Raw genomic sequence first — 24,949 nt, 5'->3', positions numbered from 1 at the left:
TGCGTAAATAAAAAATACACTAATTGCGCTGGTTGCAATTTGCAGCCGGCGCATTTTTGAAAGGTTTGCCATGATAGTTGTTTCTACAGACGGTTCCGCATTAGGAAATCCGAATGGTTCAATGGGTTGGGCATGGGCAGATCACAGCTTCGAGGCTGGTAGCACTAGCGAGCACCATCACACTGGTAACGCGGACGCTGGAGGCGCAACTAATGGCACGAATCAAATCGGCGAATTATGCGCTGTTTTAGAAGCTTTGCGAGCGCACCCAGGAAGCGAGCCGCTCACAATCGAAACTGATTCACAATATGCAATCAACTGCTCAACTACGTGGATTCACGGCTGGAAAAAGAACGGTTGGAAAAATTCCAAAAACGAGCCTGTAAAAAACGCAGATTTGATTCGCGCAATCGACGCGGAACTTACTAAGCGCGAAGGTGCTGTAAAATTCGTGTGGGTTAAAGGGCATGCTGGAAACGCTGGAAACGAAAAAGTTGATACATTAGCGCGCACATACGCAGAAGATTGCCGAAGCGGCGTGAAAAGCGGATACTTGCCTTTAGAAGGCTGGAAGTCGCTACTTTCTTCACCATACGCAAGTGGAACTGACGTTCCGCAAGACGCAAAAGCGCTAATGGAAAATAAGATTTCTTGCGAGGAATACCATATTGGGCGCGCAGTTGGAGAAGACACAAACCCAGATTTCGTAAAAAATAGCAACGATTGCGACGAAGCAAAAACTCAAGACGCGTCTAAAATTGCCGAAAATATGCAAGATTCTACGCAAAAATCAAACGAAGCAGGTGAAACAAACGAAGCAGGTGAAACAAACGAGGCGCACAAAATAAACGAATCAAACGAGGCGCACAAGTCAGAAGTAAATCCCGAAAATAAGCCCGAAAACAATCCCGAAAACAAGGCGCAAATAAAGCCGCAGCCAGTTAAAGGATTAAGCGTTTCTGGCGTTCTGCAGTTTACTCCTCCACCAAACACAAGCCCAACTTTTAACGGCCAGGCGCGTTTTATTTCCGGCACAATTAACGTAAGCGGATACGTTGAACCCGACGGCACTTTGCACTTTGCTCCAACCGCCTTCTACCTTTCATAGGTTATTTTTTAATGTGGCGCTCCAAACGCGCGCAACTTTCCCCGCATTTGGAGGGCTATTCGTTGCGTAACGCTCCAAACGCGCGCAACTTTCCCCGCATTTGGAGGGCTATTCGTTGCGTAACGCTCCAAACGCGCGCAACTTCTCTCACATTTGGAGGGTTTCTGTGTATCTGGCGCTCCAAACGCGAGGAATCTATCTCACATTTGGAGCGCGCGAGCGTCCTTCATTCAATTCAAAAAATCTGCACGCAGACTAATATGGAAATGTACGAAAATGAGGCACGCATAAAAGCGCAACAGCATAAAGCGTAAAACGCCTCTCCCGCAAATGCGATGGAAGTTCATCGACGAACTCGGGAATAACAAAACATAAGAAAGCAGGAATAATGGATAAAGCACAACAAGACGCGCTTAAAAAAGCAGCCGGCATTGAAGCCGCAAAGATTGTGAAAAATGGCATGATGGTTGGCCTCGGCACCGGCTCCACCGTGCGCTTTTTGGTAGATGAGCTTGGCCGCAGAGTTAAAGAAGAAGGCTTGAGCTTCACGGGAGTCACCACTTCACGCCGTACTCAAGAGCAGGCAGAAGGCTACGGCATTAAAATTCTCGACATTAACGAAGTAGACCACATTGACGTTACAATCGACGGCTCCGACGAAGTCGATAAGAACTTCAACGGCATTAAAGGCGGCGGCGCGGCACTTCTTTGGGAAAAGATTGTGGCCATTAACTCAGACCGCATTGTGTGGATTGTGGACGCAAGCAAGGTAGTTGACACAATTGGCAAGTTCCCACTTCCAGTTGAGGTGATTCCGTTTGGTTCCGCACAGGTGATTCGTAAGTTCGAAAAGCGCGGATATAAGCCAGTTTTGCGTCTTGATGCGGACGGCAAGGAAGTGCGCACCGACGAGAACAACTTCGTGGTTGATTTGCACATGGAGCGCATTGAGCATCCACAGGAGTTGGCTAAAGATTTGATTGAAACCGTCGGCGTCGTAGAACACGGCTTGTTCTTGAACATGGTTGACACCGTGATTGTTGGCGACCCAAACGGTCCTCGCACACTTACAAACCCAAATAAGTAACAAAACTAAGCGCAAAGTAGAGTCCGCAAACGCGGGCTCTACTTTTTTATTACTGTGAGTTTTTATTTGCGATATTCTTGCGTTTCGTCTATGAGTTTTGACTGGTATTCTTGTTCTTCGGTTCTTGACGAGGCTGGAAAATTTGTGTTTGCGCAAGCCCCGTCCTTCGTCGCTTTAACTGTTAAAGTATTTTGCCGTGTTCGCCTATTTTTAACAATGTTGCTTCCTCAGTCCTCTTTTATTGCTGAACACAATTTTTCCAGCCTCTCAACACACTAACCGTCAACACAAAACTCATAGACTCGTGCAGAAAGTTACGTAAAGTGCGTGGTTTACTAATTGCAACTAAAGTATCGCAATTAAGCTGCGGGTAGGTGCAACTATCTATTTTTATCGTCTTCTCAGTGCGAAAAATCTCAAATCTCACCACACGAATATTTGCAAGACAATCCGCGAAATATATAAATAAATAAAAAAGCGCCGGGAAAAACCGACGCTTTATAAAAAGTATTTACGTGCCTAAACGTTCAGACACGCATCAACGCATAAGCATAATTACTTGCGCTGGTGACGAGTCTTACGCAGCAGTTTGCGGTGCTTCTTCTTGCTCATCCGCTTGCGGCGCTTCTTGATGACAGAACCCATCTGAAGCCTCCATTCCTATCTAAAGTGTGCAACTTGCCTAATGTTACACCGTTTTGACGACTTTGGACAGTACCGTCACAAAGAACAGTGCTTTTTGAAGAAATTTACATTGGGAAGCTGTGGTAAAAACGCTCTACAGACTGCTTCGAACCAGTTACCTCAAAAACAGCAGTGTCGTTTTGCCATAATGCGCTCGCCTGAGTTTTATCATTCTCATCAACACGAAGCACGTAGCTGCCAACCGTTTTACCAGCAACTTGAATCTTACCGCTTGCAACGTCCGAACCCTTAAGACCGTCGAGCAATGCTTCGTATTGCTTATTTGCAGAATCACGATTCGACCATTGCGCAACAGTTAACGAAACCTCACCATCGCTCTGACCTGTTGAATACTTTACGCTATATTCTTCCAAAGGCGACGATTCAGTCCAAGTTGCGCTAGGAATTGCGTCAACTCGCGCAAAATCAAGAACACTATCCGGCATAGACTTCAACAAAGCTGTTGAAGAAACCGGCAAAGCTTTAGCTGGTATAGATGGTGTTTTTGGCACAGCAACATGATTTTTATTTGCAGAATTATCGTGATTAAGCGCCCAACCCGGCCACACGAAAGCTGAAAGAAACGCTAAAATAACCACTACTGCTGCAGACGTAACTACAACTAATAACTTGTGATGTGTTGATCCATTAGCATTTGAAACATTCATATCCGACATACTTGCATTATCTCACAGCACGATGACGCGTAAGTCTGTAACGCTGCTTTTTTGAGGCTTTATAAAGCACAGCGCGTCATTGTCGCTAAAGACATATAGCGTCTAAATATGGCTAGTAAATCTCCCCTGCACTATTTATGCTCCGAATGCGGATGGAGCGGGTCAAAATGGTATGGACGCTGCCCGGAATGTGGCGAATGGGGCACAGTAAACGAGTTTAAAGAAGCGCGCGTTAGTGGGCTTTCAAAAACCACTCGCGCCTCGAGGATGACGCGCGCAGGAAATGCTAGAAATACGGTAGCAAACGCAGGATACTTGTCAGCAAACTCAGTAAACTCAGCAAACTTTGCAAACGCAATAAACTCATCAATATCAGCTCAACCGATGAGCGAAATTGAAGCCGACGATGCACTTCGTATTCACACAGGCTTTGGCGAATTTGATCGCGTTTTAGGCGGCGGTCTTGTGCCGGGTTCAGTAACTCTTATTGCAGGTGAGCCTGGAATCGGAAAATCAACTCTTCTTTTAGAAGCTGCGTCAAATATTGCAAAACAGGCGAAATTAAATGGAAATCCTCCTGTTTTATACATTTCCGGCGAAGAGTCAGCTGCTCAAGTAAAGTTACGCGCATCTAGAATTAACGCTGTAAACGACTACTTGCTTCTTGCAACAACCGGAGACTTAGACACTGTTCTTGATCTTATTGAAGCTCACAGGCCAACGCTTGCCATTGTCGATTCTGCGCAAACAATCGTTGCTCGAGACGTTGAAGGCATTACCGGCGGCTCAACTCAGGTGCGCGAAGTTGCGAGCGCGCTTATTGATGTTGCTAAAACGAATAATATTCCAGTTATGCTGGTTGGTCATGTTACTAAAGACGGCTCTATTGCAGGCCCTCGCACTCTTGAGCATTTAGTTGATACAGTCTGCCAGTTTGAGGGAGATTCGCAGACGGCTTTGCGCATGCTTAGAGCTGTTAAGAATCGTTTTGGACCAACTGACGAAGTTGGCTGCTTCGATATGAGTGGCGAGGGAATTGAGGAAGTGCCAGATCCTTCCGGACTGTTTTTGTCTTCTACAGAAAACGATAATCAAGGTAAAAATGCGCAAGATGGCACAAACGACGGAACTTGCGTCACTTTTACGCTAGAAGGACACCGAAGCCTGCCAATTGAAATACAGGCGCTTGTAACGCAATCTGCACTCCCAACACCTCGTCGCGCAGTTTCTGGGGTTGATGCAAACCGTATTGCAATGCTTACGGCTGTTTTGTATCGTCATGGAAGAGTTAATTTACTTGCAAAAGATTTGTATGTTTCTACGATTGCCGGCGCGCTTGCAAAAGAGCCTTCGTGCGATGTTGCAATTGTTGCTGCTTTGGCAAGCGCCGCAAGCGGAAAAGCTGTAGCTAAAAAAACGTGCGCAATTGGCGAAATAAGCTTAACTGGTCAAGTGCGTCCTGTTCCTAGAATGGAGCCGCGCTTGCGCGAAGCGGCCAGAATAGGATACAAGCGCGCTGTTGTGTGCCCGCTTCGAAAGAAAATTAATATTCCAGGATTGCAGATTGTTGAAGTGCGCAACGTTCGAGATGCGTTGCAAGCGCTTGGGCTGTAAAGGATGTAAGACAAGTTAAGTAAACTTAGTCTTCAGCCTCAGCGTCGGTAATTTCACGCACCTGTTCAACATTGGCTTTAAGCATATTTTTTAGCTCATCAACAGAATCGAAAGCCTGCTGTGGGCGCAAGAAACTAGCAAACTCAATGCAAACGCGGTGTCCGTACAAATCCTTCCAATCGTCGAACAATCCGTAAGCTTCAACTGTGCGCTCAGCTTCGTCCTCACCATCTTTATTAAACGTTGGCTTTGTGCCGATTGAAATCGCAGCTGGCCAACGCCATGGAGAATGTACGCCTAAATGAAGCTCATCTCGGCGCAAAACGCTAACATCCGGCACAGTGCTCTTTGTTGGGCGCATTTCATTCTTATTATCTGAATCTAAATCAACAACCCAACCAGCGTATACGCCATCAACTGGAATATATCCTTCAATTTTTTCACCAAGATTCACTGTTGGGAAACCAATCTCACGACCGCGCTCATCTCCATGAACCACTGTTCCTTCAACGCGATGCGGTTGATCCAAAATTTCGCGAGCCGCCTTAACACGCCCAGTTGCAAGCATCCAGCGAACATTCGTAGAGCTCCAAGCACGCACCTTCTTATTCGGCATACTCTTACTCCAAGCGCGATATTCCGCCTTATTCATGCCTTCAGCAGGATCTTCCGGCTCTCCAGAACCCTTAGGAACTTCGCGCACAATAGGATCTGGCACGCGAACATCCTCCGGGCCTAAATCTTCTACCTCAATAAGCTCAAAAACGCCCGTTGCCTTAGATAATTCGCGAATCGCTTGAATATTTCCAGCCCTGCGAGCGCCAAGAGCAGCGTCAGAGCCAAGAACCAAAGCTCGCATACCAAGCTTTCCTACGAGCTGACCTAAGAAGAAACGGTACGATTTTGCAGCAAAAGCAAGGCTGTAACGCACAATAACAACGTGATCAACATCTAGCTCAGAAAGCACACGCAAGCGTTGACGAACGCTGGTAAGCGCATCCGAATCTTCCGGAAGATCCGTGTTGCAATCGCCAAAATCGTCGTATAAATCAGGGTTTGCATGTACCACACTTGGGCGCGGATCGAACATAATAACAACAGAAAACGCGCCGTGGCGGTGCGCAAGTTCAACAGTGCGGCGAACAACCTCACGATGCCCCTTGTGCATACCGTCGAACACACCAATTGTAACAACTGCTTTACGCTCTGCACTTAGCGTTGGCCAATTAATCATGCCGTTGGCATCTGGTCGAATGTCGATGACCTTCATGATATCCTTACTATCCGCGTTGAAGCTTTACGTACGCAATACGTCTTGCGTAATTCCTTATTTTCAATCCTTAATACAGTTTACCAGTCTTCTGGCTTGCCGGAAATACCACAATTGGTTTGATTTGATTAGTTTTGCTATTTTTTGCTTGCTCAACTACAGCAACTACGTCATTTTGCGCATTGTTTGAGGATTTAACGTAGGCTATTGCAGGATATTGTTGAGAATTTTCTTCTGATTCAAAACTAAGCCAACGCCCAAAACGCAAGTCTTTTGCTTGAGTTTCGTCAATTTGTAGCATTGGTAAAGTATGCTCGGCTGCTTCAAACATGTTTAAGCAGGTTTTAGGAAGACAAATATCGGCGTCAAAATCTTTTTCCGGCACAGCTTTTGAACGTTTTTGTAAAACACCTTCCCTATCGGTAAATTCGCGAGTTTCCGTGCGAAGTTTAAGAACGCGAGGATCTGTTACTGAAAAATCGCCGATGCTTGTGCGTCGAAGCGAAATAAGATGCCCTCCAACACCAAGAAGACGGCCTAAATCGCGCGCTAAAGCACGAATGTATGTGCCACTACTGCAATAAACAGTTGCAGTAATATCGCATACTTTTCTTCCGCTTTTGCCGCGCGAAATACAAGGATTAGCAACATAAAAATCGCTAATAGTTACTTCGCGAGACGGAATTTCTACAGTTTTTCCTTCGCGAGCTAAATCGTATGCTCGCTGACCGTTAATTTTAATTGCAGAAAAAGCGGTTGGAGCTTGCATAATTTTGCCAGTTAAGTTTTCTTTAATAACTTGCTTAATTCGCTCAAAAGCTCGGTTTATAAGCTCACTATTACAAGAATCGCTTTCAAAAAGAAGCTTCAAAAGCAAATCGTCTGCAGCTTTAGTAACAACTCCAGGACCTAATTGTAGATTGTTTTGTTGCAAAATCTCACCGTCTGCATCATCTGTAGTCGTAGACTCACCCAAGCGAATTACCGCCTCGTAGGTTTTGTTGTGACCGAGCATGTAGTTGAGCAAGCGCGTTGCGTTACCAAAACCTACGATTAGCAAACCTGTTGCCATAGGATCAAGCGTTCCTGCGTGACCTACACGTTTTGTGTGCAAAAGGTGACGAGCGCAGGAAACTACATCGTGACTTGTAACTCCCTGCGGCTTGTCTACAAGTAAAATGCCGGAAGATGGTGTGAATTGCGTCATATGCAAATTAAGATTTTTTCGCGCTATTCTGCAGATTCTACAGGTTCTGAAGATTCTGCAGGTTCGTCATCTTCAAAGTCGTCAGAATCGTCTTCAAAGTCGTCATCTTCAAAATCGTCGTCAGACTCATCATCTTCATGCGGCTTCTTATAAGGATCCGACTCGCCAGCATACTTAGCATTTTCGCGCATTTTAGCTAACTCTTCGTCACGATGACGAGCAGCAACCAAAATATCCTCAATTTCGTGCGCTTCCGTAGGCACTTCGTCGTAAACGAACTGCAATTGCGGAGTTAAACGCAAACCAGCTTTTGCACCAACCAAAGAGCGCAAACGTCCGTGAGCCTGCTGCAAAGCCTGGGCTGCACGCTGACGCTCACCCTGCTCTTTTCCAGCATGACCAAGCTGAGTCCAATAAACTTTTGCAATTTGCAAATCGTTAGTAACTCTAACTTCCGTAATAGTTACACTAGCAAGACGCTTATCGTGCAACTGCGACTCCATATTAGAGGCGATCACGCGCTGAATTAACGCTGCAATACGTGCAGCTCTAGGATTTGTTCCTGCCATATTACTTGCGCTCAATCTGCTTCATTTCAAAGGTTTCGATTACGTCGCCAAGCTCAATGTCGTTGAAGCTTCCAAGGTTAATACCTGCTTCATAACCTTCGCTAACGGACTGCACGTCATCCTTAAACCTACGCAAGCTGGAGATTTCCAGGTCGTTGACTGTAGCAACGCCGTCGCGCAAAATACGGCACTTCGTACCGCGCTTGACTTCGCCGTCTTGAACCATAACACCAGCAATATTGCCAAACTTGGAAGAACGGAAGATTTCGCGAATTTCGGAATGCGAAGTAACAACTTCTTCGAATTCCGGCTTAAGCATACCCTTCAAAGCAGCTTCAATATCTTCAATTGCCTTGTAAATAACAGAGTAGTACTTAACTTCCACGCCTTCGCGATCTGCCAAATCAGCAACCTGACGGTTTGGACGCACGTTGAAGCCAATAATCACAGCCTTGTCAACAGTTGCCAAGTTCACATCGTTCTGAGTAATTGCACCAACACCGCGGTGAATAACCTGAATTCCAACTTCTTCAGAAACCTCAATCTTCATCAAGGAATCTTCCAAAGCTTCCACGGAACCGGAGGAATCACCCTTAATAACAATGTTCAGCATATCAACTTCAGACTTAGCGAACTGTTCCTTAAGGCTTTCAAGAGACACAACCTTGCGGCGCTTAGCAAGCTGAGCTGCACGCTCTGTAGCTGCACGCTTCTCCGCAATCTGACGAGCAGAACGGTCGTCCGAAGTAACCAAGAACAGGTCGCCTGCGGTTGGAACAGAAGTCAAACCAAGCACCTGAACAGGAGTGGAAGGAGCTGCATCCTGCAAGTGATTTCCGTTTTCGTCGAGCATAGCGCGAACACGTCCGTAAGAAGTGCCTGCAACAATAGAATCGCCAACGTGAAGAGTACCCTGCTGAACCAAAACAGTAGCAACAGCACCACGACCCTTGTCGAGTCGAGCCTCAATAGTTGCGCCGCGAGCGTCCATATTTGGATTTGCTTTAGGATCAAGCTCAGCGTCTGCAGTAAGAAGCACAGCTTCAAGAAGCTTATTGACGTTAGTGCCCTGCTTTGCGGAAATATCCACAAACATGGTGTCACCGCCGTACTCTTCAGCAACCAAACCGTACTCAGTAAGCTGACCGCGAACCTTGTCTGGGTTAGCACCTTCAACATCAATCTTGTTCACAGCCACAACAATTGGCACGTGAGCCGCTTGAGCGTGGTTAATTGCTTCAACAGTCTGAGGCATAACACCGTCGTCTGCTGCAACAACAAGAATAGCAACGTCTGTAAGCTCAGCACCACGAGCACGCATAGCAGTAAACGCTTCGTGACCTGGAGTATCGAGGAATGTAATCTTACGAGGCTTACCCTCAAGATTTACAGTTACCTGATAAGCACCGATTCGCTGCGTAATACCGCCAGCTTCGCGATCGATAACATTCGACTTACGGATAGTGTCAAGCAAACGAGTTTTACCGTGATCAACGTGACCCATAACGGTAACAACAGGTGGACGAGATTGCAAATCGTCATCTTCCTGCAACTCTTCTTCGTCCAAATCAATATCGAATTGCTGCAAAAGCTCTTTATCTTCTTCTTCAGCAGAAACAATATTGATATTCCAGCCGATTTCTTCACCCAAAATTTGGAATGTCGACTCATCCAAAGACTGTGTAGCTGTTGCCATTTCTCCCAAGTGGAAGAGCACAGTTACCAAAGCTGCTGGATTGACATCAATTTTTTCTGCCAAGTCAGAAAGAGTTGCACCCTGACGCAGACGAATAGTAGCGCCGTTACCAGAAGGAATGCGCACGCCACCAATAACTGGTGCTTTAAGCTCTTCGTATTCACGACGCTTAGCTAAACGATTCTTGCGAGCCTTAGAAGACTTGCCTCCCTGACGACCGAATGCACCTGCAGCGCCTGCTCTACCGCGACCGCCGCCGCGAGATGGACCACCGTTTGGAGCACCAGCTGCTGCAGCCTGGAAAGTTGCAGCTTGATTTGCATTAAAGCGCGATTCTGCAGACGGCCTGCTATTTGAAGAGCCAGCGCCATTAGATGCGCCACCGCGACGCTGACCTGACCACTGAGAACGCCCAGCTCCTTGGTTAGAGCGAGCGCCGCGAGAACGATTTCCGCCACGTTCACCGCGCGCACCATTTGCGTTACCAGCTCCACCCTGGCCTGGACGGCCACCGCGGCCATCTTTAGCGCCTGGACGAGACATCGGGTGAGGACGAGGAATATCTCCAGGGGTAGGAGAATGCATGCCCTGCTTACGACTAAACGGATTATTACCAGGACGAGGGGTTGCATTACCTGCTCCTTGAGCACCCTGATGCGGGCGCGGACGAGGAGGCATCTGCGCATGATTCTCGCGATTCTCACGGTTTTCACCACGACGCTCTGCATTCTTTGATTCGCCAGAAGAAGATGGACGAGGATTATGATTTGCGCGAGAGTGATTTGTTTCAGACTTTTGTGAGGCCTTAGAAGCTGCAGAACGTTCGGATTGCTCCGGATTTTGATTGCCCGCAGCGCGTTTTTGAGATTCAGCCTGAGACTTAGCTTTTGGCGCAGAAGGTTTTGCAGCACCAGAAGGTTTTGCAGACTGATTTGCAGACTGATTTGCAGCTTGCTTTGAAGCTGTAGTTGCAGCAGGATTTGCAGCAGCTTTAGCAGGCTTGCTACCTGACTTGTTACCTGCTTGATTTCCTTCAGCTGCAAGCGCCGCCTGCAAACGACGCACTACTGGAGCCTCAACTGTTGAAGAAGCGGACTTAACAAATTCGCCCATGCCCTTCAAACGCTCCAACACGGTTTTACTGTCTACACCAAATTCTTTGGCCAGTTCATACACGCGCTTTTTAACCACTCAGTGTTCTCCTCTGTCTGTGGCAGCGCTAGCACACGCGGCCACTTTACATTATTGCGAGCTTATTATTTATTATCGTGCGATATATCATCGTGCGACCATGATCTTGTACCTCGTCTTGTGCAGGACGATGCTACTGCTTTTTCGCCCAGATTCCAGCTTTCAGCATACTCGAAACGTTGGATTGGTGCGAGTGTCGCCACTACTAAAGATTATGCGTTTTGACCTTGAGCTGCAGCAACTTTCTTATCATGCTCTTCTTGAGACTCAATGCCAATCTTCCAACCAGTCAGCTTTGCAGCCAAACGAGCATTCTGACCTTCCTTGCCAATAGCAAGAGAAAGCTGAGCATCATGAATAAACGCAACAGCAGTCTGATTTTTTTCGCTAACTACCTGCACCTGCGTAACAGTTGCTGGAGAAAGCGCGGCGGCAACAAACTTCGCTGGGTCATCCGACCAATCGACAATATCAATCTTTTCTTGACCCAAATTTTCCATTACCGCACGCACCCTAGAGCCTCCAGGACCAATCAAAGCTCCCTTTGGATTAACGCCCTCAGAGTTAGCGCGTACAGCAATCTTCGTGCGAGCTCCAGCCTCTCGAGCAATCGCCATAATCGAAACAGCACCAGAAACAAGCTCTGGAACTTCGCGCTCAAAAAGACGACGAACAAGCTCAGGATGCGACCTAGAAACCACAATTTCTGGTCCGCGAAGACCACGCGCAACATTTACAACATATACGCGAATACGCTCACCATGGCGGTAACGTTCACCTGGAACCTGCTCACGGCGAGGCAAAATCGCTTCAACATCCCCGACAGCAACGTGAATATTAGTAGTATCTTTGGCATCCTGCTGAATAATTCCGTTAATCAGCTTGCCTTTCTGACCAGAAAAAGCACCAAATACGCGATCATCTTCAGCCTTACGGAAGATTTGGCTAATAACTTGGCGGGCTGTTGCCGCAGCAAGACGACCAAAATCGCGAGGAGTATCGTCGTACTCTTCTCCCAGCGTTGGAGCTGGATACGGGTTATCTTCAGTAGGCTTACCAGGAATTTCATCCCTAGCCCACACAGTGAACGAACCTGCACGTTCATCCAGTTCAACTCGCACATGCTTTGCAGGATGAGCGGTTTTCATATACGCAAGACGCAAGGCCTCGGCGAGCGCCTCGTCCAGCTCCTCGGCATTAATCCCCTGCTGTGCCGCAAGCTGATGCATTCCCGCCAAATCCAATTCCATCGCGCACGTCCTCTCGTTATAACGCATTCATTTATGATTATTATTTTTGCAACCGTTTTGCATTCTGATACAGCATTTATAATCAGATTTGCTTTAAGTTGCAGACAAGCCAACACCTTACTGAATTAATACAGTCGATATTGGTCACAGTCAGTGGCTATTTTAGTAGATTATGCAGACACTTTATGTTTTGTTAAAAGCCGTGCGTACTAACGCAAAGCGCAGCATAAAAATTGCGCTTAAGATTTTCGTTTGTGCTTTATTGACGCCTACGCTAGTTTTTACTCTAGCATCTTGCGGCACATTGCAAAACATTCACGTAGATCATACTGTAAAATCTAATTCTGGCGAAAATATTTGCGCAAAAGCCTACCGTTTAGCGCAAAAAAATCAACAATTTATTGAAAATAACGTAAATAATGTATCTACTTCAGACTTGGAATCTTCCGCAAAAGAATGGGAAACTGTAGCACAACAATGCCCAGGAAGATTAAGCGAAAGTATTGTTTATAGCGCTAAAGCAAAATGGGAAATATTATCTAAAGAATCTGGAAACAATAAGTCAAAAATCGCCGAAGAGATTGCTGGCACAAGCGATGAGGAAAATGCTTACGAAAGCGCAGAAAACCAAGAAAACCCAGAATCTTCAATAACTCATCAACTAGAGCGTAACGCTTATATACAATTTACAAAAACAGTAAAGCATTACAACAATTTTCAATGGACACATCACCCTTTGGCCAGCGCAGCAGCTGCAGAAGATCAGCTAGCGTTTATACTACAAACTTTGGCCGCAAAAAAAGTTCCAGGACTGCCGTTGGAATATAGCGATATGGCATCAACAAATGCTCAAACTTTTATGAACGCATCCGGAAAAGGCGATGATTTGCGCAAAAAAATATATGAGATTCCATCCGACGCTCTTGAAAGTGGAAAAGCGCAAGATAAGGCAAGCGGAAAAGATTTGCCGATTGCAGCCATAGCTTATATGGATTGCGCACGAACTGAACTTACTGCTTTTAATCAAATAATAGTTATTGAAGAAAATAAAACTAAAAGCGCGTCAAAAAACAATCGCAACGAAACAAGCTACGAATACTCTGCTGTTCAAGCGCATAAGGATTTTAAAGATGCTGTAATAAAGCTGATTACTTCCAGATTATTGCGCGCCTACGCTCTAGGCTACCCAACAGATACAAATTTGGTTTTGAAATAGTATAATTTGGTATGGTCTCCAATAGAGGTATAACTAATGTCATTACTACATTATTTAAAACGTACACTGTCTAATCGCTTATCAGAGCAAGCTAAAAAACGTATTCGTAAATATATTACTGTTTTTATTGCTTCGTATATGATTTTACTTTTGTTATCATATATACTTCTTGAACATGAGGAATCAGTTTGTGAATATGCTGTAGTAAATGCAAATTCCACTGCATCTGTTGTTGTAGATATGGAAGAATCTAAATCATTGCAAAAATACGTTAAATTAGTTAGAAAGAGAAAAACACCTAATTTTGATGAAAAAAATACTTGTCCAAGAAGTATTTTTATTTGGGATGTAATTGGACGATGGCTATATCTTCGTAGATATACCAATGAATTGCAGATATCTACTATGGACGACTTAGATTGGATTAGTTCCGTATTAGAAAAAGAATCACAAGCAAATGAAAATAAAGTTTATTAAACTAAATGTCATATAATCTAAAAATGCAGCAACACAAACCTAACACACTACGCTAACACACTAGCCTGCCCTGCCCTCGTCAATCGAGACGAAGGCAGACCTCGCTTTCACTGAAAGTGCACTGCACTTTCAGTTTTGAGAAAGCTCGGCGAATAAAAAAGCCTAAAGCAATTTACATGCTTTAGGCTTGGTTAATTCGCGGATGAAGCGAGATTCGAACTCGCGGAGGATTTTACCCTCACACGCTTTCGAGGCGTGCTCCTTAGACCGCTCGGACATTCATCCACTTGCGATTCGCGCAACAAAATCGCGCACAAACGCAACTTTTCAATTGTAAACCATGGCGCGAATATAAAATTATGGCGAGTTGAAACGCTATAACTCAGCAGAATCACGGCGAGCGCGAATCTTTTCCGCACGCTCCGCAAGCTCATCATCCGGCGGATACGCCACATATTCTAAAGTCAAACCTTGCGGCGCAATAGGACCAGTAGAACCTTCACGAATCGGCGTATTAATCTTCTCAACAAACCAATCAAGCGTGCGCTTACCACGCCCAATCTGCACGCAAGCCTGCACAAGCGAGCGCACCATATTGTGAGCGAAAGCATCAGCAACAATAGTAAACTCAAGCAAACCCTGCTCAACAGGCGGCACGCAGCCAGTTTTAAGCTTAACGCGCACGTCATTAGCGCGCTCTCCAACACGTTCCCAACAAGCACTCTTTACATCGCGAATAGTAGTGCCACCAGGATTAGGGCGAGCAAAAGATCCAAAATCGTGAAGGCCAATCATAAGCCCAGCAGCCTGGTTCATTGCATCAACATCCAAAACATCGTCAAGTTTCAAAACAAAACCACGCATACGAGGGTCATAATCACAATAATCAGAAGCGTCGCAAATACGATACACATACGTGCGCTCCAACGCAGAAAAGCGCGCATCAAAACCAAGTGGCGCAACACTTACCTTATGCAACGAAATATCTTGCGGCAAAACATGCTTAAGCCGGTACTCGAGCGCGCAAACACCGTTCAATCCAGTATGCCCTACGCACCGCAGCAAAGTTTCTTCACAAACATCAAGATGACAAACCTGATGCGACGCATGCACGCCCGTATCCGTACGTCCAGCCACAGTAAGGCGCAGCGGCTCAGCAGCATCCCCTTCTGGCACACGCAATACTGTGTGCAAAGCCCCCTCAATTTCACCCTGCACAGTTCGCAAAGTAGGCTGCTTAGCCCAACCGTAAAATCCGCCACCATCGTAAGCTAAATCTAAGCGAAGTCGCATTCAAAACCTTTCCAAACAGACTTTACACTAGCTTTTCTTATCCGAAGAGCTGCCGCCCGCAAGCGCAAAAGCACTCATAACACTACGAATAAGCTCATAAGTTTTTGAATCCATATGCATTGCAATCTTCAATAATTTAGGAACAACCTCCGACCAATGAGAAGACATTTCATCAAAAGTTGGGTAACCCAAACTGCTAAAAATGCTATAAACGCTGTCAATTCTGCGCTTTCGCTCCTCAAATGGCAGATTCATCATCCACTCGTTTGCAGCCTTAGAAACGGCCAGAGCGCGCGGAGTTACGCAATCACAGTAGTCAAAATCACCATTTTTAATCTGCCAATACATGCCAAAATGTTGCATTAATCCAATCGAATCGGCAAATGTAACCTTATACGGCACTCCCGTATCCATAATCAATCCAATAAAGGCAGACTGCGGAACTACTTTTTCAATACGACTTGAAACATTCGCAAAAACGCTTGTATCCACTACATCAGACGCAAAACCAGGTCCGTCCATAGAATAAATTTTTGATACAAGATCACCTAGTTTTTGACTTGTAGCATCTAAGCGCATAGCCGCATAAGCAGCCATGTTCCCACCTTTTGAATGACCGACAACAATAATATTTGGATTATTATTTTGCAAGTCTACGGAAGATTTTGAAAAGCGGGCAAAAAGTTTGTTCGCAAAAATTTTATTAAAGAAGTTTTTATTAGAATAACGCTTGCTATATCTTTGCGCTACAGAAGTCAAATATTCAGCAGCAGATTCTTGCGCTGGCACTGGGCAGCGGAAAGCCATGTTGAAATCTTCTTTCCACCCAACAAGCGTACTGTCAGTGCCGCGAAAAGCCACAACAAGAGTATGAGGATTATCAATCCCCTCGCAATTGCTAAGATCAAAAGTAACTCCAGCAAACTGCTGCTCTAATGATTCGTCAATATTTGATTCATCAAACCTCTCAAGATACTCCCCTACGCGAATTCCCCTATACCTAGGGCTGGAAGCGACAGCAAGAAGCAGCTTCCTGCGGAATTTATCTACTTTGGGAGATCCAGAAGAAAACATTGACGAATATTCTTCTATTCTAAGCAATTCGTTAATAGATACAGTAGAAATATTCTTTGGATTATCGCAATATTTTGGCACGTACGTTGGCATATTTATATAAGATAACTCGCACAAAATAAGCGCATCTACGGCATTAAACTTGCGCTGAGCGAAGGTAGAGAAATCGTTGCGCAACAAATCAATAACATTCGACATAATTCAATAATAATACAAATAAAAAACGAGCCGAGGAAATCCTCGACTCGTTTTAGCAATTCTTCAAGAAGCGAATTTACGCTTAACTTTAAGATTTACTTTACCGATGCGTAAAGCTGAAATGCTGACTACTCGGCAGCTTCTTCTTTAGCTGCTACCTTAGTAGCTGCTTCAGCTTCCTTCACAACAGCCTTCTTTGGGCTTACTGGCTCAGTTACAAGCTCAATAATTGCCTGAGGAGCGGTATCGCCACGACGTGGAGCAATCTTCACGATGCGGGTGTAGCCGCCTTCACGCTGCTTCATCTGCTCAGCAATCTGAGTGAAAAGAACGTGAACCACGGACTTGTTGCGAATCACGCGCAACACGCGACGACGCGAATGCAAATCGCCACGCTTAGCGAATGAAATCAAACGCTCAGCAAGCGGACGAAGACGCTTTGCCTTTGGCAACGTCGTCACAATACGACCGTGCTGGAAGAGGCTGGTCGCCATGTTGGCCAGCATCAGGCGCTCATGAGCCGGGCTAGAAGCCAGACGAGGGCCTTGTTTCGGTGTAGGCATTATTACTCCTTATTGTCGCAATTGCCGAAAACTCAGGTGGGCATCAACCCGAACATCCGAATTTTACGACGATTGCAGGTGAATTCTACTCGTCTTCAGGCGAGAAGAAAGTGCCACCTTCGAGATTATTGGCGTCGAAGCCAATCGGCGAAGCCTTCAAAGACAGACCCATGGACTGCAACTTCTCTTTGACCTCATCGATGGATTTCATGCCGAAATTACGAATATCGAGCAAATCCTGCTCAGTGTGAACTACCAATTCGCCGACTGTATGAATACCCTCGCGCTTCAAGCAGTTGTAGCTGCGCTGGGTAAGATTCATTTCTTCAATCGGTATAGCCAGCTGGGAATCAGATTCCTCACGCATTGGCGCTGGACCAACTTCAACACCTTCAGCTTCAAGATTAAGCTCACGGCAAAGGCCGAAAAGCTCAACCAAGGTTGAACCTGCGGACGCAACAGCATCGCGCGGTGTAATAGCTGGCTTGGTTTCCACATCCAGGATGAGCTTATCGAAGTCCGTGCGCTGTTCCACGCGGGTAGCTTCGACCTTATAGCTCACCTTCAAAACTGGCGAGTAGATCGAATCCACAGGAATGCGGCCGATTTCGCTGTTCTCCTGCTTGTTCATCTGAGCTGGTACGTAGCCGCGACCGCGTTCAACAGTAAACTCAATTTCAAGTTCACCATCTTCAGCAAGTGTAGCAATATGCAATTCAGGGTTGGCAATAGTAACGCCAGCCGGAGGAGTAATGTCTCCAGCGGTTGCTTCACCTTTACCATTCTTGCGCAGATACATCACTACAGGCTCGTCGTACTCACTAGTGAGCACGATGCCCTTGATGTTCAGCAGAATTTCAGTGACATCTTCTTCAACACCTGGCAGAGTCGTAAACTCATGCAAAGCTCCGGAAATGCGTACCGAAGTAACGGCAGCACCTGGAATGGAGCTCAACAAGGTACGACGCAGCGAATTGCCGAGAGTGTAGCCAAAACCTGGTTCCAACGGCTCAATAGTAAAGCGAGAACGCTGGGGATTCAGTGATTCCTCGGTAAGTGTCGGACGCTGTGCGATAAGCACTTTGGTATCCTTTCAGCTTCTGGTCGGTGGTGCACTCGCCGCCCATAAGCGGGTTGGATGGATGGATTCGTAAGAGTGCTCAGACGCGGCGACGCTTTGGTGGGCGTACGCCGTTATGCGCTTGCGGGGTAACGTCGGTAATAGAACCAACTTCGAGACCCGCGGACTGGAGGGAACGGATAGCGGTTTCACGACCGGAACCTGGACCCTTAACAAACACGTCGACCTTCTTAAGGCCATGCTCCATTGCCTTACGAGCGGCAGACTCAGCAGCCATACCTGCAGCGTAAGGAGTCGACTTACGGGAACCCTTAAAGCCGACGTCACCACCGGAAGCCCAGGAAAGGACTGCACCGGATGGATCGGTGATGGAGATAATCGTGTTATTGAATGTTGATTTAATATGCGCCTGCCCAACCGGCACCGACTTGCGGTCCCGGCGACGCGGCTTGCGCGAGGCTTGCTTTGCAGCTGCCATTGACCCTCGTTTCCTAATGACGAATGAGTTGGTATGTCTAGACGATGGAAATGTATCCGTGGCCTAGAGCCGACCACCGACTACTATCGGGTGGCCTTCTTCTTCCCGGCGACAGTACGCTTCGGGCCCTTACGGGTACGAGCATTAGTCTTGGTACGCTGACCACGCACAGGAAGACCCTTGCGATGACGCTGGCCTTGATAGCAGTTGATCTGAATCTTACGACGGATGTCTGCGTCAATTTCACGACGCAAATCGCCCTCGATCTTGTAATTAGCCTCGAGATAATCACGCAAGGTGATCAGCTGTTCATCCGTAAGATCCTTGACGCGAGTGTCCGGATTCACACCGGTCGCGGCAAGCGTTTCCTTAGCGCGAGTGCGGCCAACACCAAAAATGTAGGTGAGGGCAATCTCAATGCGCTTCTCATTGGGAATATCTACTCCGGCAAGACGTGCCATTGTAATTCCTTTACTGTTACGCAGGTCGTGCACCAAGTCTTCCGCATTATTAGATGCGGCCTGGGCCTGCGCACCCAGGGTTCAGCTTCTGCTGTGACTTAGCGCCTTATTCTTTGTATTCCGCGATGGAAATCTGCTCAGCCCTGACGCTGCTTATGACGTGGGTTAATGCAGATCACCATGACGCGGCCGTGACGGCGGATCACGCGGCAGTTTTCGCAGATCCTCTTCACGCTAGGGCTGACCTTCATGGTTTTCCTTTGCTTGTACCTTTACTTATAACGGTACGTAATACGTCCACGGTTCAGATCGTATGGACTCATCTCCAGCACTACACGATCCTGCGGAAGAATGCGGATATAATTCTTGCGCATTTTTCCGGAAATCGTAGCTAGAACGATGTGCTCATTCTCGAGCTGAACGCGAAACATCGCATTCGGCAGTGCTTCGACTACCTTGCCTTCGACTTCAATCACACCGTCTTTTGCCATGAGCCTCGTTCCGATCCTTGGGCATACTACTTCGCGCATCCGAAGACACGCCAATCTTCTATATTACAGTAAATGCGCCCTATACAACACTCGGCGTGTCGCATAGGGCGCATTTCTCACACAAACCTGACTGTAATAAATCAGTCTAGTATTATTGTTCTACTGCTATTAGTTTAGCGATTCAATGATGCGATTATTAATTTCTTTAATATCGCCAACACCATCAACTTCAACTAACTGACCGCGGCTATCGTAAATATCAAGAAGCGGAGCAGTTTCTTTTTCGTATGTTTCCAAACGCTTAGCAATAACTTCTGGAGTATCGTCAGAACGACCCTGCTCTACTGCGCGCTTCTGCATGCGCTCGAGCAAAACCTCACGCTCAGCCTCTAAAGCCACAACGTGGTCGAGCGGAGTTGAAAGTTCTTCCAACATTAAATCCAAAGCCTGAACCTGGGAAGCGTTGCGAGGATAACCGTCGAGAATCCAGCCATTCTTAGCATCATCTTGTGCAAGACGATCCTTAACAATGCTGTTTGTCAGCTCATCTGGAACCAACTCGCCCTTGTCAAGATAAACCTGCACTTGCTTGCCAAGCTCAGTCTGATTTTTTAAGTTATAGCGGAAAATATCACCAGTAGAAATTGCTGGAATATTGTAATGCTCGCTTAACAAAGCAGCCTGAGTGCCCTTGCCAACGCCCTGAGGACCCATAATCAGCAATCGCATATTCATCTCCTTGATTCTTCACAAATTATTTTATTTACTTAGATACTTGCTTTTGATTTTCGTGATTGAACAAGAAACCAGCATACTGGAACTGTTCAGTCTGAGCCTTTGCCTGACGCAAAGTATCCAAACCTACGCCAGCAATAATCAGAATTGTTGTACCGCCGAATGGCAACTTTGTATTCAAGTGCAAAGCCATAATCAAAACGGTAGGAATCAAAGCAACGAAAAGCAAATAAATAGCGCCGACAGTGTTAAGCCTGTTCATAACATAGCTCAAGTAGTTGCTAGTTGCGCTACCGGCACGGATTCCAGGAATAAATCCGCCATACTCTTTCATGTTATCTGCAGTTTCATCCGTATTAAAAGTAATCTCGGTGTAGAAGAAGCAGAAGAATACAATCATCACAGTGTATAGGGCAATATACCAAGCAGACGTGGAATTTGCCAGATTGTTCTCAATCCACTGTACCCAAGGCTTGCTCTTATCTCCGAACTGGGCAATAAGAGTAGGAACAGCAAGAATAGAAGAAGCAAAGATTGGTGGAATAACACCGCTCATATTAATCTTCAACGGCAAATAAGTGGAAGATCCGCCGTACATCTTGCGGCCAATCATGCGACGAGTGTACTGCACAGGAATACGACGCTGCGCAAGTTCCACAAAGTCAACGAAAACAAGAATTACAAGAAGCACGCCACCAACGATGGAGAACTTAGTCCAATCACCATTAGAACCGTTAGTACCCCAACCAATATCCCAAAGCTTTGGCAAGAAGCCGGAGCAAATAGACATAAAGATTAAGACAGACATACCTTGGCCGATGCCCTTATCTGTAATAAGCTCTGCCATCCACATAATCAAACCAGTGCCGCCGGTCATAATCAAAACCATTACAACCAAGCTCCAGAAGCCACCATCTGGAATAACCTGACCGCACTGATAATTGAACAAAGCGCCTGAACGAGCAGTTACCAAAATTGTTGTTGACTGCAAAACAGCCAAACCAATAGTTAAGTAACGAGTGTACTGCGTAAGCTTTGTCTCGCCAGACTGACCTTCCTTATGCAACGCTTCGAAGCGAGGAATAACAACGCGGAGAAGCTGAATCACAATGGAAGCTGTAATGTAAGGCATTACACCCAAAGCAAAGATGGAAAGCTGCAACAGCGAGCCGCCGGAGAACAAGTTGACCAACCCAATAAAGTTCTCTTTTGACGAAGCTAACTTAGCTGTGCAAGCACGAATTACTTTATAGTCAACACCTGGAATCGGAATAAACGAACCGATACGGTAGATGATAATCATAGCGAAGACGAAGAGGATCTTATTCCTCAACTCCTTCGTCCTGAAGGCCTGGATTAACGTTTTCACCTGGGTCTTCCTCCCTTTTTTCGCGCACTCCTAGGCGCAACAGTGCAAAAAACAAACTCTGAGGCAATAGTGTAACTCACGGTGCATACTGAAACAGATTATTGGTGAGTTTTGTCGATAAAAATAGTCCCCCTAGACAATGCTAGAGGGACTATCTACAGCTTTATAACTGCATCAAGCTTAAAGTAGTTCTAACTACTCTTCGCTGATGGAGCCGCCTTGAGCTTCAACCTTTGCCTTAGCAGAAGCAGAAGCCTTCATACCCTTCAAGTTCAAAGCAACAGTCAATTCACCATCGCCCAAAACCTTAACTGGGTAACCATCGCGCACGGCGCCCTTTGCAATAAGGTCAGCTACAGTAACTTCGCCACCCTTTGGGAAGAGTTCAGCGAGAGCTGCAACGTTAACGACCTGGAACTCCTTCTTGAAAGGACTCTTGAATCCACGCAACTTAGGCAAGCGCATGTAAAGTGGAAGCTGGCCACCTTCGAAGCCAGGACGAACCTGATAACGCTTCTTTGTGCCCTTGTCACCACGACCCGAGGTCTTACCCTTGGAGCCTTCACCACGGCCTACGCGGATGCGATCCTTCTTAGCTCCTGGAGCTGGACGCAATGTGTGCATATGCAGCATTGGTTCTTCGTTAGCCATAATCAGTCGACCTCCTCGACGCTCACCAGGTGGCGCACGGCCATGACCAAGCCACGATTAACGGGGGTGTCTTCGCGAACTACGCTGTGACCAATCTTATGAAGGCCGAGCGTATGAACATTCGCGCGCTGGCGCTCAGTGGTATGAACCAAACCGTGCACCAGAGTGATCTTCAAATTAGACATCACTCACCATCCTTTGCTTCAGCTGCCTTGGCGGCCTGAGCTTCTTCGCGAGCCTTGCGAGCTTCGGCAATGCCGGCAGCGCGCTCACGGAGCAAAGCATCAGGAGCAACTTCCTCAAGAGAAAGACCACGACGAGCAGAAATCTCTTCTGGCTCTTCGAGCTTCTTCAAAGCGTCCACAGTAGCGCGCACCACGTTTACAGCGGTCGCAGAACCCATGGACTTGGTGAGGATATCTGTAATACCAGCGCACTCCATAACAGCACGCACAGCACCACCAGCGATTACACCAGTACCTGGAGCAGCTGGACGAAGCAACACGGTACCAGCAGCATCGTGACCGAGCACTGGATGAGTGACGGTACCACGAATACGTGGAACAGTGAACATATGCTTCTTAGCGTCAAGCTGACCCTTAGCGATAGCTGCTGGAACTTCACGAGACTTGCCGTAACCAACACCAACAGTGCCCTTACCGTCGCCCACAACAACAAGTGCTGCAAAGCTGAAGGTACGACCACCCTTGTGGGTCTTGGAAACACGGTTAATAGTAACTACGCGATCCAGAAGCTCTTCGCCGCGGTTTTCTTCACGACGGTTACGACGCTCGCCGCGCCTACCCTCGCCCTTATTGCGACGAGAACGACGATCATCGTTGCGTTCCTCAGCGGATGCCTGAGTGTTCTGAGTTTCTTCAGCCACTTGGGTTTCCTTTTCGTTGTCGCTCACAGTGCTAGACCTCCCTGACGGGCGCCTTCAGCTACTGCTGCGACGCGACCATGATATTTGTTACCGCCACGGTCGAAGACTACAGCGGTGATGCCCGCTTCCTTCGCCTTAGCCGCTACTAATTCGCCAACCTTGGTTGCAGCTTCAGTCTTCGTACCGGTGAAACCAGCGAAGTCAGCTGTTAAAGTGGAAGCGCTTACCAAAGTAATACCCTTGGTATCGTCCACAATCTGAGCAACCATGTGACGGTTAGAACGAGAAACAACTAAACGAGGACGTTCAGATGTGCCAGCAATGCGCTTACGAAGACGGGCGTGACGACGCAAACGTGCGACTTTGGTACCCTTACCGAAAATCTTAACGCTCATATCACTTACCAGCCTTTCCAGCCTTGCGCAGGATACGTTCATCGGTGTACTTAATACCCTTACCCTTGTAAGGTTCTGGAGCACGAAGCTTGCGGATGTTAGCAGCAACCTGGCCAACAGCCTGCTTATCGGTTCCCTTAACGATTACCTGGTTAGGATTTGGCAACTCGAACTCAATACCTGCCGGTGGTTGAACGGTAATAGTGTGAGAATAACCGAGCGAGAACTCAATGCCCTTGCCCTTCATTACTGCACGATAACCGGTACCGACAATATCCAAAGTCTTGGTGTAGCCTTCGTGCACACCCTTAACCATGGAAGCAACAATTGCGCGAGCCAAGCCGTGCTTTGCACGAGTTGGACGCAAATCGTCAGCTGGAGTCAAAACAATCTGATTCTCAGCAACTTCCGCGGTAATACCCTCTGGAATTACATAGGAGTCAGAACCCTTAGCGCCCTTGACGCTGAAGGACTGACCTTCAATCTTTACTTCCACGCCTTGAGGAATGTCGACGGGGAGCTTACCAATATGCGATGCCATCTTCAGCTCTCCTTTCTCACCATACGTAGGCGACAATTTCGCCGCCAATGCCTCGGTCGAGGCATTCCTTCTGAGTCAACAATCCCGAGCTGGTCGAGATAATAGCGATACCGAGACCACCAAGAGGCATTGGCAAAGCATCAGACTTAGCGTAACGACGCAAGCCTGGCTTAGAAATGCGCTTGATGCCCTGGATAGAACGCTGGCCATTGGAGCCATACTTCAACGTAATTTCCAACGTCTGTCCAACCTTAGCTTCCTTAGCAGCGAAGTCCTTAATATAGCCTTCGTGCTTAAGGATCTCGGCGATATTCGCCTTGAACTTGGAGTACGGCATTTCCACGGTATCGTGCTTTGCCGCGCTCGCGTTACGCAGACGTGTCAACATGTCTGCGATTGGATCTGTCATTGTCATGTGGGCTAACGCCCTTTCTCGCCGTGGTTTCCACCGCCTCTATTAAGACCTTTGTCTTTAGGCAGTGGACCTTCAGCGTCGATATTTACCAACTGGACTTCGTAACACCCGGCAACTCACCGCGATGAGCCTTCTCACGAAGGCAGATGCGGCACAGACCGAACTTGCGATACACGGAGTGAGGACGACCACAAACCTGGCAACGCGTATAAGCGCGTACCTTGAACTTCGGCTTAGCGGCCGCCTTGTTTTTCAGAGCGGTTTTTGCCATT

29 protein-coding genes and 1 tRNA gene are annotated in these 24,949 nt (G+C 46.9%); 5 read left to right on the top strand and 25 right to left on the bottom strand.

The annotated features are described in order from the left end of the window. Positions 1-70 precede the first annotated feature (70 nt). Positions 71-1,108, top strand: a complete 1,038-nt coding sequence (locus tag ACJV7B_RS05130; RefSeq protein WP_410314572.1) for a ribonuclease H family protein — start codon at positions 71-73, stop codon at positions 1,106-1,108. Between the two features lie 388 nt (positions 1,109-1,496). After that, a complete protein-coding gene (gene rpiA, locus ACJV7B_RS05125) occupies positions 1,497-2,195 on the top strand; it encodes a ribose-5-phosphate isomerase RpiA (protein ID WP_004105437.1) in 699 nt (232 codons plus the stop codon). A gap of 555 nt (positions 2,196-2,750) precedes the next feature. Here the strand turns inward: rpiA and ACJV7B_RS05120 are convergent. Together ACJV7B_RS05120 and ACJV7B_RS05115 are read right to left on the bottom strand one after the other, a co-directional pair. Beyond that, positions 2,751-2,840, bottom strand: a complete 90-nt coding sequence (locus ACJV7B_RS05120) for a 30S ribosomal protein bS22 (RefSeq protein ID WP_004268639.1) — start codon at positions 2,838-2,840, stop codon at positions 2,751-2,753. Between the two features lie 104 nt (positions 2,841-2,944). Further along, the gene (locus tag ACJV7B_RS05115) at positions 2,945-3,547 is read right to left on the bottom strand and encodes a hypothetical protein (protein ID WP_374043018.1); all 603 of its coding nucleotides are present in this window, start codon (positions 3,545-3,547) and stop codon (positions 2,945-2,947) included. A 117-nt stretch (positions 3,548-3,664) separates the two neighbouring features. Between ACJV7B_RS05115 and radA the strand changes: the two genes are divergently transcribed. Continuing rightward, positions 3,665-5,170 (top strand): DNA repair protein RadA, encoded by a 1,506-nt coding sequence (gene radA, locus ACJV7B_RS05110; RefSeq protein WP_032841546.1) that lies wholly within the window; start codon positions 3,665-3,667, stop codon positions 5,168-5,170. Between the two features lie 25 nt (positions 5,171-5,195). Here radA and ribF read toward each other — a convergent pair whose 3' ends face one another. The 5 genes from ribF to nusA form a co-directional block, all read right to left on the bottom strand. Next, entirely contained in the window at positions 5,196-6,440 is a 1,245-nt protein-coding gene (gene ribF, locus ACJV7B_RS05105) for a bifunctional riboflavin kinase/FMN adenylyltransferase (RefSeq protein WP_180964335.1), read from the bottom strand. Positions 6,441-6,510: 70 nt separating this feature from the next. After that, a complete protein-coding gene (locus tag ACJV7B_RS05100) occupies positions 6,511-7,647 on the bottom strand; it encodes a tRNA pseudouridine synthase B (protein ID WP_419389114.1) in 1,137 nt (378 codons plus the stop codon). 23 nt (positions 7,648-7,670) lie between these two features. Further along, positions 7,671-8,216: a 30S ribosome-binding factor RbfA gene (gene rbfA, locus ACJV7B_RS05095; RefSeq protein ID WP_419389113.1), complete on the bottom strand. Its 546-nt coding sequence runs from the start codon at positions 8,214-8,216 to the stop codon at positions 7,671-7,673. A 1-nt stretch (position 8,217) separates the two neighbouring features. After that, on the bottom strand, positions 8,218-11,103 hold the full coding sequence (gene infB / locus ACJV7B_RS05090; protein ID WP_419389112.1) for a translation initiation factor IF-2: 2,886 nt from the start codon (positions 11,101-11,103) through the stop codon (positions 8,218-8,220). 212 nt (positions 11,104-11,315) lie between these two features. Beyond that, complete coding sequence (gene nusA, locus ACJV7B_RS05085; protein ID WP_004135703.1) at positions 11,316-12,353, bottom strand: transcription termination factor NusA; 1,038 nt, start codon at positions 12,351-12,353, stop codon at positions 11,316-11,318. Between the two features lie 172 nt (positions 12,354-12,525). Here nusA and ACJV7B_RS05080 point away from each other — a divergent pair, with 172 nt between their 5' ends. Both ACJV7B_RS05080 and ACJV7B_RS05075 read left to right on the top strand, forming a co-directional pair. Beyond that, positions 12,526-13,569: a hypothetical protein gene (locus ACJV7B_RS05080; RefSeq protein WP_419389111.1), complete on the top strand. Its 1,044-nt coding sequence runs from the start codon at positions 12,526-12,528 to the stop codon at positions 13,567-13,569. A 36-nt stretch (positions 13,570-13,605) separates the two neighbouring features. Then, on the top strand, positions 13,606-14,046 hold the full coding sequence (locus ACJV7B_RS05075; protein ID WP_419389110.1) for a hypothetical protein: 441 nt from the start codon (positions 13,606-13,608) through the stop codon (positions 14,044-14,046). A gap of 199 nt (positions 14,047-14,245) precedes the next feature. On the opposite strand, the gene ACJV7B_RS05070 is transcribed toward ACJV7B_RS05075, so the two are convergent. The 18 genes from ACJV7B_RS05070 to ACJV7B_RS04985 all read right to left on the bottom strand — a co-directional run bounded on the left by ACJV7B_RS05070 (position 14,246) and on the right by ACJV7B_RS04985 (position 24,948). Further along, positions 14,246-14,331: transfer RNA gene (locus tag ACJV7B_RS05070), tRNA-Ser, on the bottom strand. A gap of 90 nt (positions 14,332-14,421) precedes the next feature. Beyond that, positions 14,422-15,339, bottom strand: coding sequence for a tRNA pseudouridine synthase A (locus ACJV7B_RS05065; protein WP_419389109.1), 918 nt, complete (start codon positions 15,337-15,339; stop codon positions 14,422-14,424). A gap of 27 nt (positions 15,340-15,366) precedes the next feature. Next, the gene (locus ACJV7B_RS05060) at positions 15,367-16,611 is read right to left on the bottom strand and encodes an Mbeg1-like protein (protein ID WP_419389108.1); all 1,245 of its coding nucleotides are present in this window, start codon (positions 16,609-16,611) and stop codon (positions 15,367-15,369) included. A gap of 128 nt (positions 16,612-16,739) precedes the next feature. Beyond that, the gene (rplQ, locus tag ACJV7B_RS05055; protein WP_004129014.1) at positions 16,740-17,174 is read right to left on the bottom strand and encodes a 50S ribosomal protein L17; all 435 of its coding nucleotides are present in this window, start codon (positions 17,172-17,174) and stop codon (positions 16,740-16,742) included. A gap of 85 nt (positions 17,175-17,259) precedes the next feature. Further along, entirely contained in the window at positions 17,260-18,255 is a 996-nt protein-coding gene (locus tag ACJV7B_RS05050) for a DNA-directed RNA polymerase subunit alpha (protein WP_004134296.1), read from the bottom strand. A gap of 79 nt (positions 18,256-18,334) precedes the next feature. Then, positions 18,335-18,733, bottom strand: coding sequence for a 30S ribosomal protein S11 (gene rpsK / locus ACJV7B_RS05045; protein ID WP_004105468.1), 399 nt, complete (start codon positions 18,731-18,733; stop codon positions 18,335-18,337). Positions 18,734-18,816: 83 nt separating this feature from the next. Continuing rightward, positions 18,817-19,194: a 30S ribosomal protein S13 gene (rpsM, locus tag ACJV7B_RS05040; RefSeq protein WP_004105472.1), complete on the bottom strand. Its 378-nt coding sequence runs from the start codon at positions 19,192-19,194 to the stop codon at positions 18,817-18,819. A gap of 137 nt (positions 19,195-19,331) precedes the next feature. Further along, positions 19,332-19,445, bottom strand: coding sequence for a 50S ribosomal protein L36 (rpmJ, locus tag ACJV7B_RS05035; RefSeq protein WP_003842636.1), 114 nt, complete (start codon positions 19,443-19,445; stop codon positions 19,332-19,334). 21 nt (positions 19,446-19,466) lie between these two features. After that, complete coding sequence (infA, locus tag ACJV7B_RS05030) at positions 19,467-19,685, bottom strand: translation initiation factor IF-1 (RefSeq protein WP_004129021.1); 219 nt, start codon at positions 19,683-19,685, stop codon at positions 19,467-19,469. Between the two features lie 168 nt (positions 19,686-19,853). Beyond that, positions 19,854-20,414, bottom strand: a complete 561-nt coding sequence (locus ACJV7B_RS05025) for an adenylate kinase (RefSeq protein WP_004129023.1) — start codon at positions 20,412-20,414, stop codon at positions 19,854-19,856. Between the two features lie 34 nt (positions 20,415-20,448). Then, on the bottom strand, positions 20,449-21,789 hold the full coding sequence (secY, locus tag ACJV7B_RS05020; protein ID WP_116794326.1) for a preprotein translocase subunit SecY: 1,341 nt from the start codon (positions 21,787-21,789) through the stop codon (positions 20,449-20,451). A gap of 195 nt (positions 21,790-21,984) precedes the next feature. Then, the gene (gene rplO, locus ACJV7B_RS05015) at positions 21,985-22,440 is read right to left on the bottom strand and encodes a 50S ribosomal protein L15 (RefSeq protein WP_004129030.1); all 456 of its coding nucleotides are present in this window, start codon (positions 22,438-22,440) and stop codon (positions 21,985-21,987) included. Positions 22,441-22,442: 2 nt separating this feature from the next. Next, entirely contained in the window at positions 22,443-22,625 is a 183-nt protein-coding gene (gene rpmD / locus ACJV7B_RS05010; RefSeq protein WP_004105491.1) for a 50S ribosomal protein L30, read from the bottom strand. After that, positions 22,625-23,353: a 30S ribosomal protein S5 gene (rpsE, locus tag ACJV7B_RS05005; protein ID WP_419389107.1), complete on the bottom strand. Its 729-nt coding sequence runs from the start codon at positions 23,351-23,353 to the stop codon at positions 22,625-22,627. Before rpsE ends, rpmD begins: the two co-directional genes overlap by 1 nt. Next, on the bottom strand, positions 23,350-23,721 hold the full coding sequence (rplR, locus tag ACJV7B_RS05000; protein ID WP_004135717.1) for a 50S ribosomal protein L18: 372 nt from the start codon (positions 23,719-23,721) through the stop codon (positions 23,350-23,352). The genes rpsE and rplR overlap by 4 nt, the downstream gene beginning before the upstream one ends. A 1-nt stretch (position 23,722) precedes the next feature. Beyond that, entirely contained in the window at positions 23,723-24,262 is a 540-nt protein-coding gene (rplF, locus tag ACJV7B_RS04995) for a 50S ribosomal protein L6 (RefSeq protein WP_004135719.1), read from the bottom strand. 16 nt (positions 24,263-24,278) lie between these two features. Then, positions 24,279-24,677, bottom strand: coding sequence for a 30S ribosomal protein S8 (rpsH, locus tag ACJV7B_RS04990; RefSeq protein ID WP_004105495.1), 399 nt, complete (start codon positions 24,675-24,677; stop codon positions 24,279-24,281). Between the two features lie 85 nt (positions 24,678-24,762). Continuing rightward, positions 24,763-24,948, bottom strand: a complete 186-nt coding sequence (locus ACJV7B_RS04985; RefSeq protein ID WP_003808046.1) for a type Z 30S ribosomal protein S14 — start codon at positions 24,946-24,948, stop codon at positions 24,763-24,765. Position 24,949: the final 1 nt, after the last annotated feature.

The organism is Gardnerella bretellae, from assembly GCF_048545135.1.
Classification (GTDB): Bacteria; Actinomycetota; Actinomycetes; order Actinomycetales; family Bifidobacteriaceae; genus Bifidobacterium; species Bifidobacterium greenwoodii.
Note: the sequence above shows the minus strand (reverse complement) of the source record. Positions and strands in the feature narration are given on the sequence as shown.

Bases quoted from the DNA above. Each gene is read 5' to 3' on its own strand.
- ACJV7B_RS05100 (WP_419389114.1), bottom strand. From the start codon at position 7,647: ATGACGCAATTCACACCATCTTCCGGCATTTTACTTGTAGACAAGCCG.
- rpmD (WP_004105491.1), bottom strand. From the start codon at position 22,625: ATGTCTAATTTGAAGATCACTCTGGTGCACGGTTTGGTTCATACCACT.
- ACJV7B_RS05130 (WP_410314572.1), top strand. From the start codon at position 71: ATGATAGTTGTTTCTACAGACGGTTCCGCATTAGGAAATCCGAATGGT.
- rplR (WP_004135717.1), bottom strand. From the start codon at position 23,721: ATGAGCGTTAAGATTTTCGGTAAGGGTACCAAAGTCGCACGTTTGCGT.
- ACJV7B_RS05025 (WP_004129023.1), bottom strand. From the start codon at position 20,414: ATGCGATTGCTGATTATGGGTCCTCAGGGCGTTGGCAAGGGCACTCAG.
- ACJV7B_RS05115 (WP_374043018.1), bottom strand. From the start codon at position 3,547: ATGAATGTTTCAAATGCTAATGGATCAACACATCACAAGTTATTAGTT.
- ACJV7B_RS04985 (WP_003808046.1), bottom strand. From the start codon at position 24,948: ATGGCAAAAACCGCTCTGAAAAACAAGGCGGCCGCTAAGCCGAAGTTC.
- infA (WP_004129021.1), bottom strand. From the start codon at position 19,685: ATGGCAAAAGACGGTGTGATTGAAGTCGAAGGCAAGGTAGTCGAAGCA.
- nusA (WP_004135703.1), bottom strand. From the start codon at position 12,353: ATGGAATTGGATTTGGCGGGAATGCATCAGCTTGCGGCACAGCAGGGG.
- rpmJ (WP_003842636.1), bottom strand. From the start codon at position 19,445: ATGAAGGTCAGCCCTAGCGTGAAGAGGATCTGCGAAAACTGCCGCGTG.
- ACJV7B_RS05075 (WP_419389110.1), top strand. From the start codon at position 13,606: ATGTCATTACTACATTATTTAAAACGTACACTGTCTAATCGCTTATCA.
- rpsH (WP_004105495.1), bottom strand. From the start codon at position 24,677: ATGACAATGACAGATCCAATCGCAGACATGTTGACACGTCTGCGTAAC.
- ACJV7B_RS05120 (WP_004268639.1), bottom strand. From the start codon at position 2,840: ATGGGTTCTGTCATCAAGAAGCGCCGCAAGCGGATGAGCAAGAAGAAG.
- rpsK (WP_004105468.1), bottom strand. From the start codon at position 18,733: ATGGCAGCTGCAAAGCAAGCCTCGCGCAAGCCGCGTCGCCGGGACCGC.
- radA (WP_032841546.1), top strand. From the start codon at position 3,665: ATGGCTAGTAAATCTCCCCTGCACTATTTATGCTCCGAATGCGGATGG.
- rplF (WP_004135719.1), bottom strand. From the start codon at position 24,262: ATGGCATCGCATATTGGTAAGCTCCCCGTCGACATTCCTCAAGGCGTG.
- rbfA (WP_419389113.1), bottom strand. From the start codon at position 8,216: ATGGCAGGAACAAATCCTAGAGCTGCACGTATTGCAGCGTTAATTCAG.
- rpsM (WP_004105472.1), bottom strand. From the start codon at position 19,194: ATGGCACGTCTTGCCGGAGTAGATATTCCCAATGAGAAGCGCATTGAG.
- ACJV7B_RS05065 (WP_419389109.1), bottom strand. From the start codon at position 15,339: ATGCGACTTCGCTTAGATTTAGCTTACGATGGTGGCGGATTTTACGGT.
- ACJV7B_RS05060 (WP_419389108.1), bottom strand. From the start codon at position 16,611: ATGTCGAATGTTATTGATTTGTTGCGCAACGATTTCTCTACCTTCGCT.
- rplQ (WP_004129014.1), bottom strand. From the start codon at position 17,174: ATGCCTACACCGAAACAAGGCCCTCGTCTGGCTTCTAGCCCGGCTCAT.
- ribF (WP_180964335.1), bottom strand. From the start codon at position 6,440: ATGAAGGTCATCGACATTCGACCAGATGCCAACGGCATGATTAATTGG.
- rplO (WP_004129030.1), bottom strand. From the start codon at position 22,440: ATGGCTAACGAAGAACCAATGCTGCATATGCACACATTGCGTCCAGCT.
- ACJV7B_RS05080 (WP_419389111.1), top strand. From the start codon at position 12,526: ATGCAGACACTTTATGTTTTGTTAAAAGCCGTGCGTACTAACGCAAAG.
- rpiA (WP_004105437.1), top strand. From the start codon at position 1,497: ATGGATAAAGCACAACAAGACGCGCTTAAAAAAGCAGCCGGCATTGAA.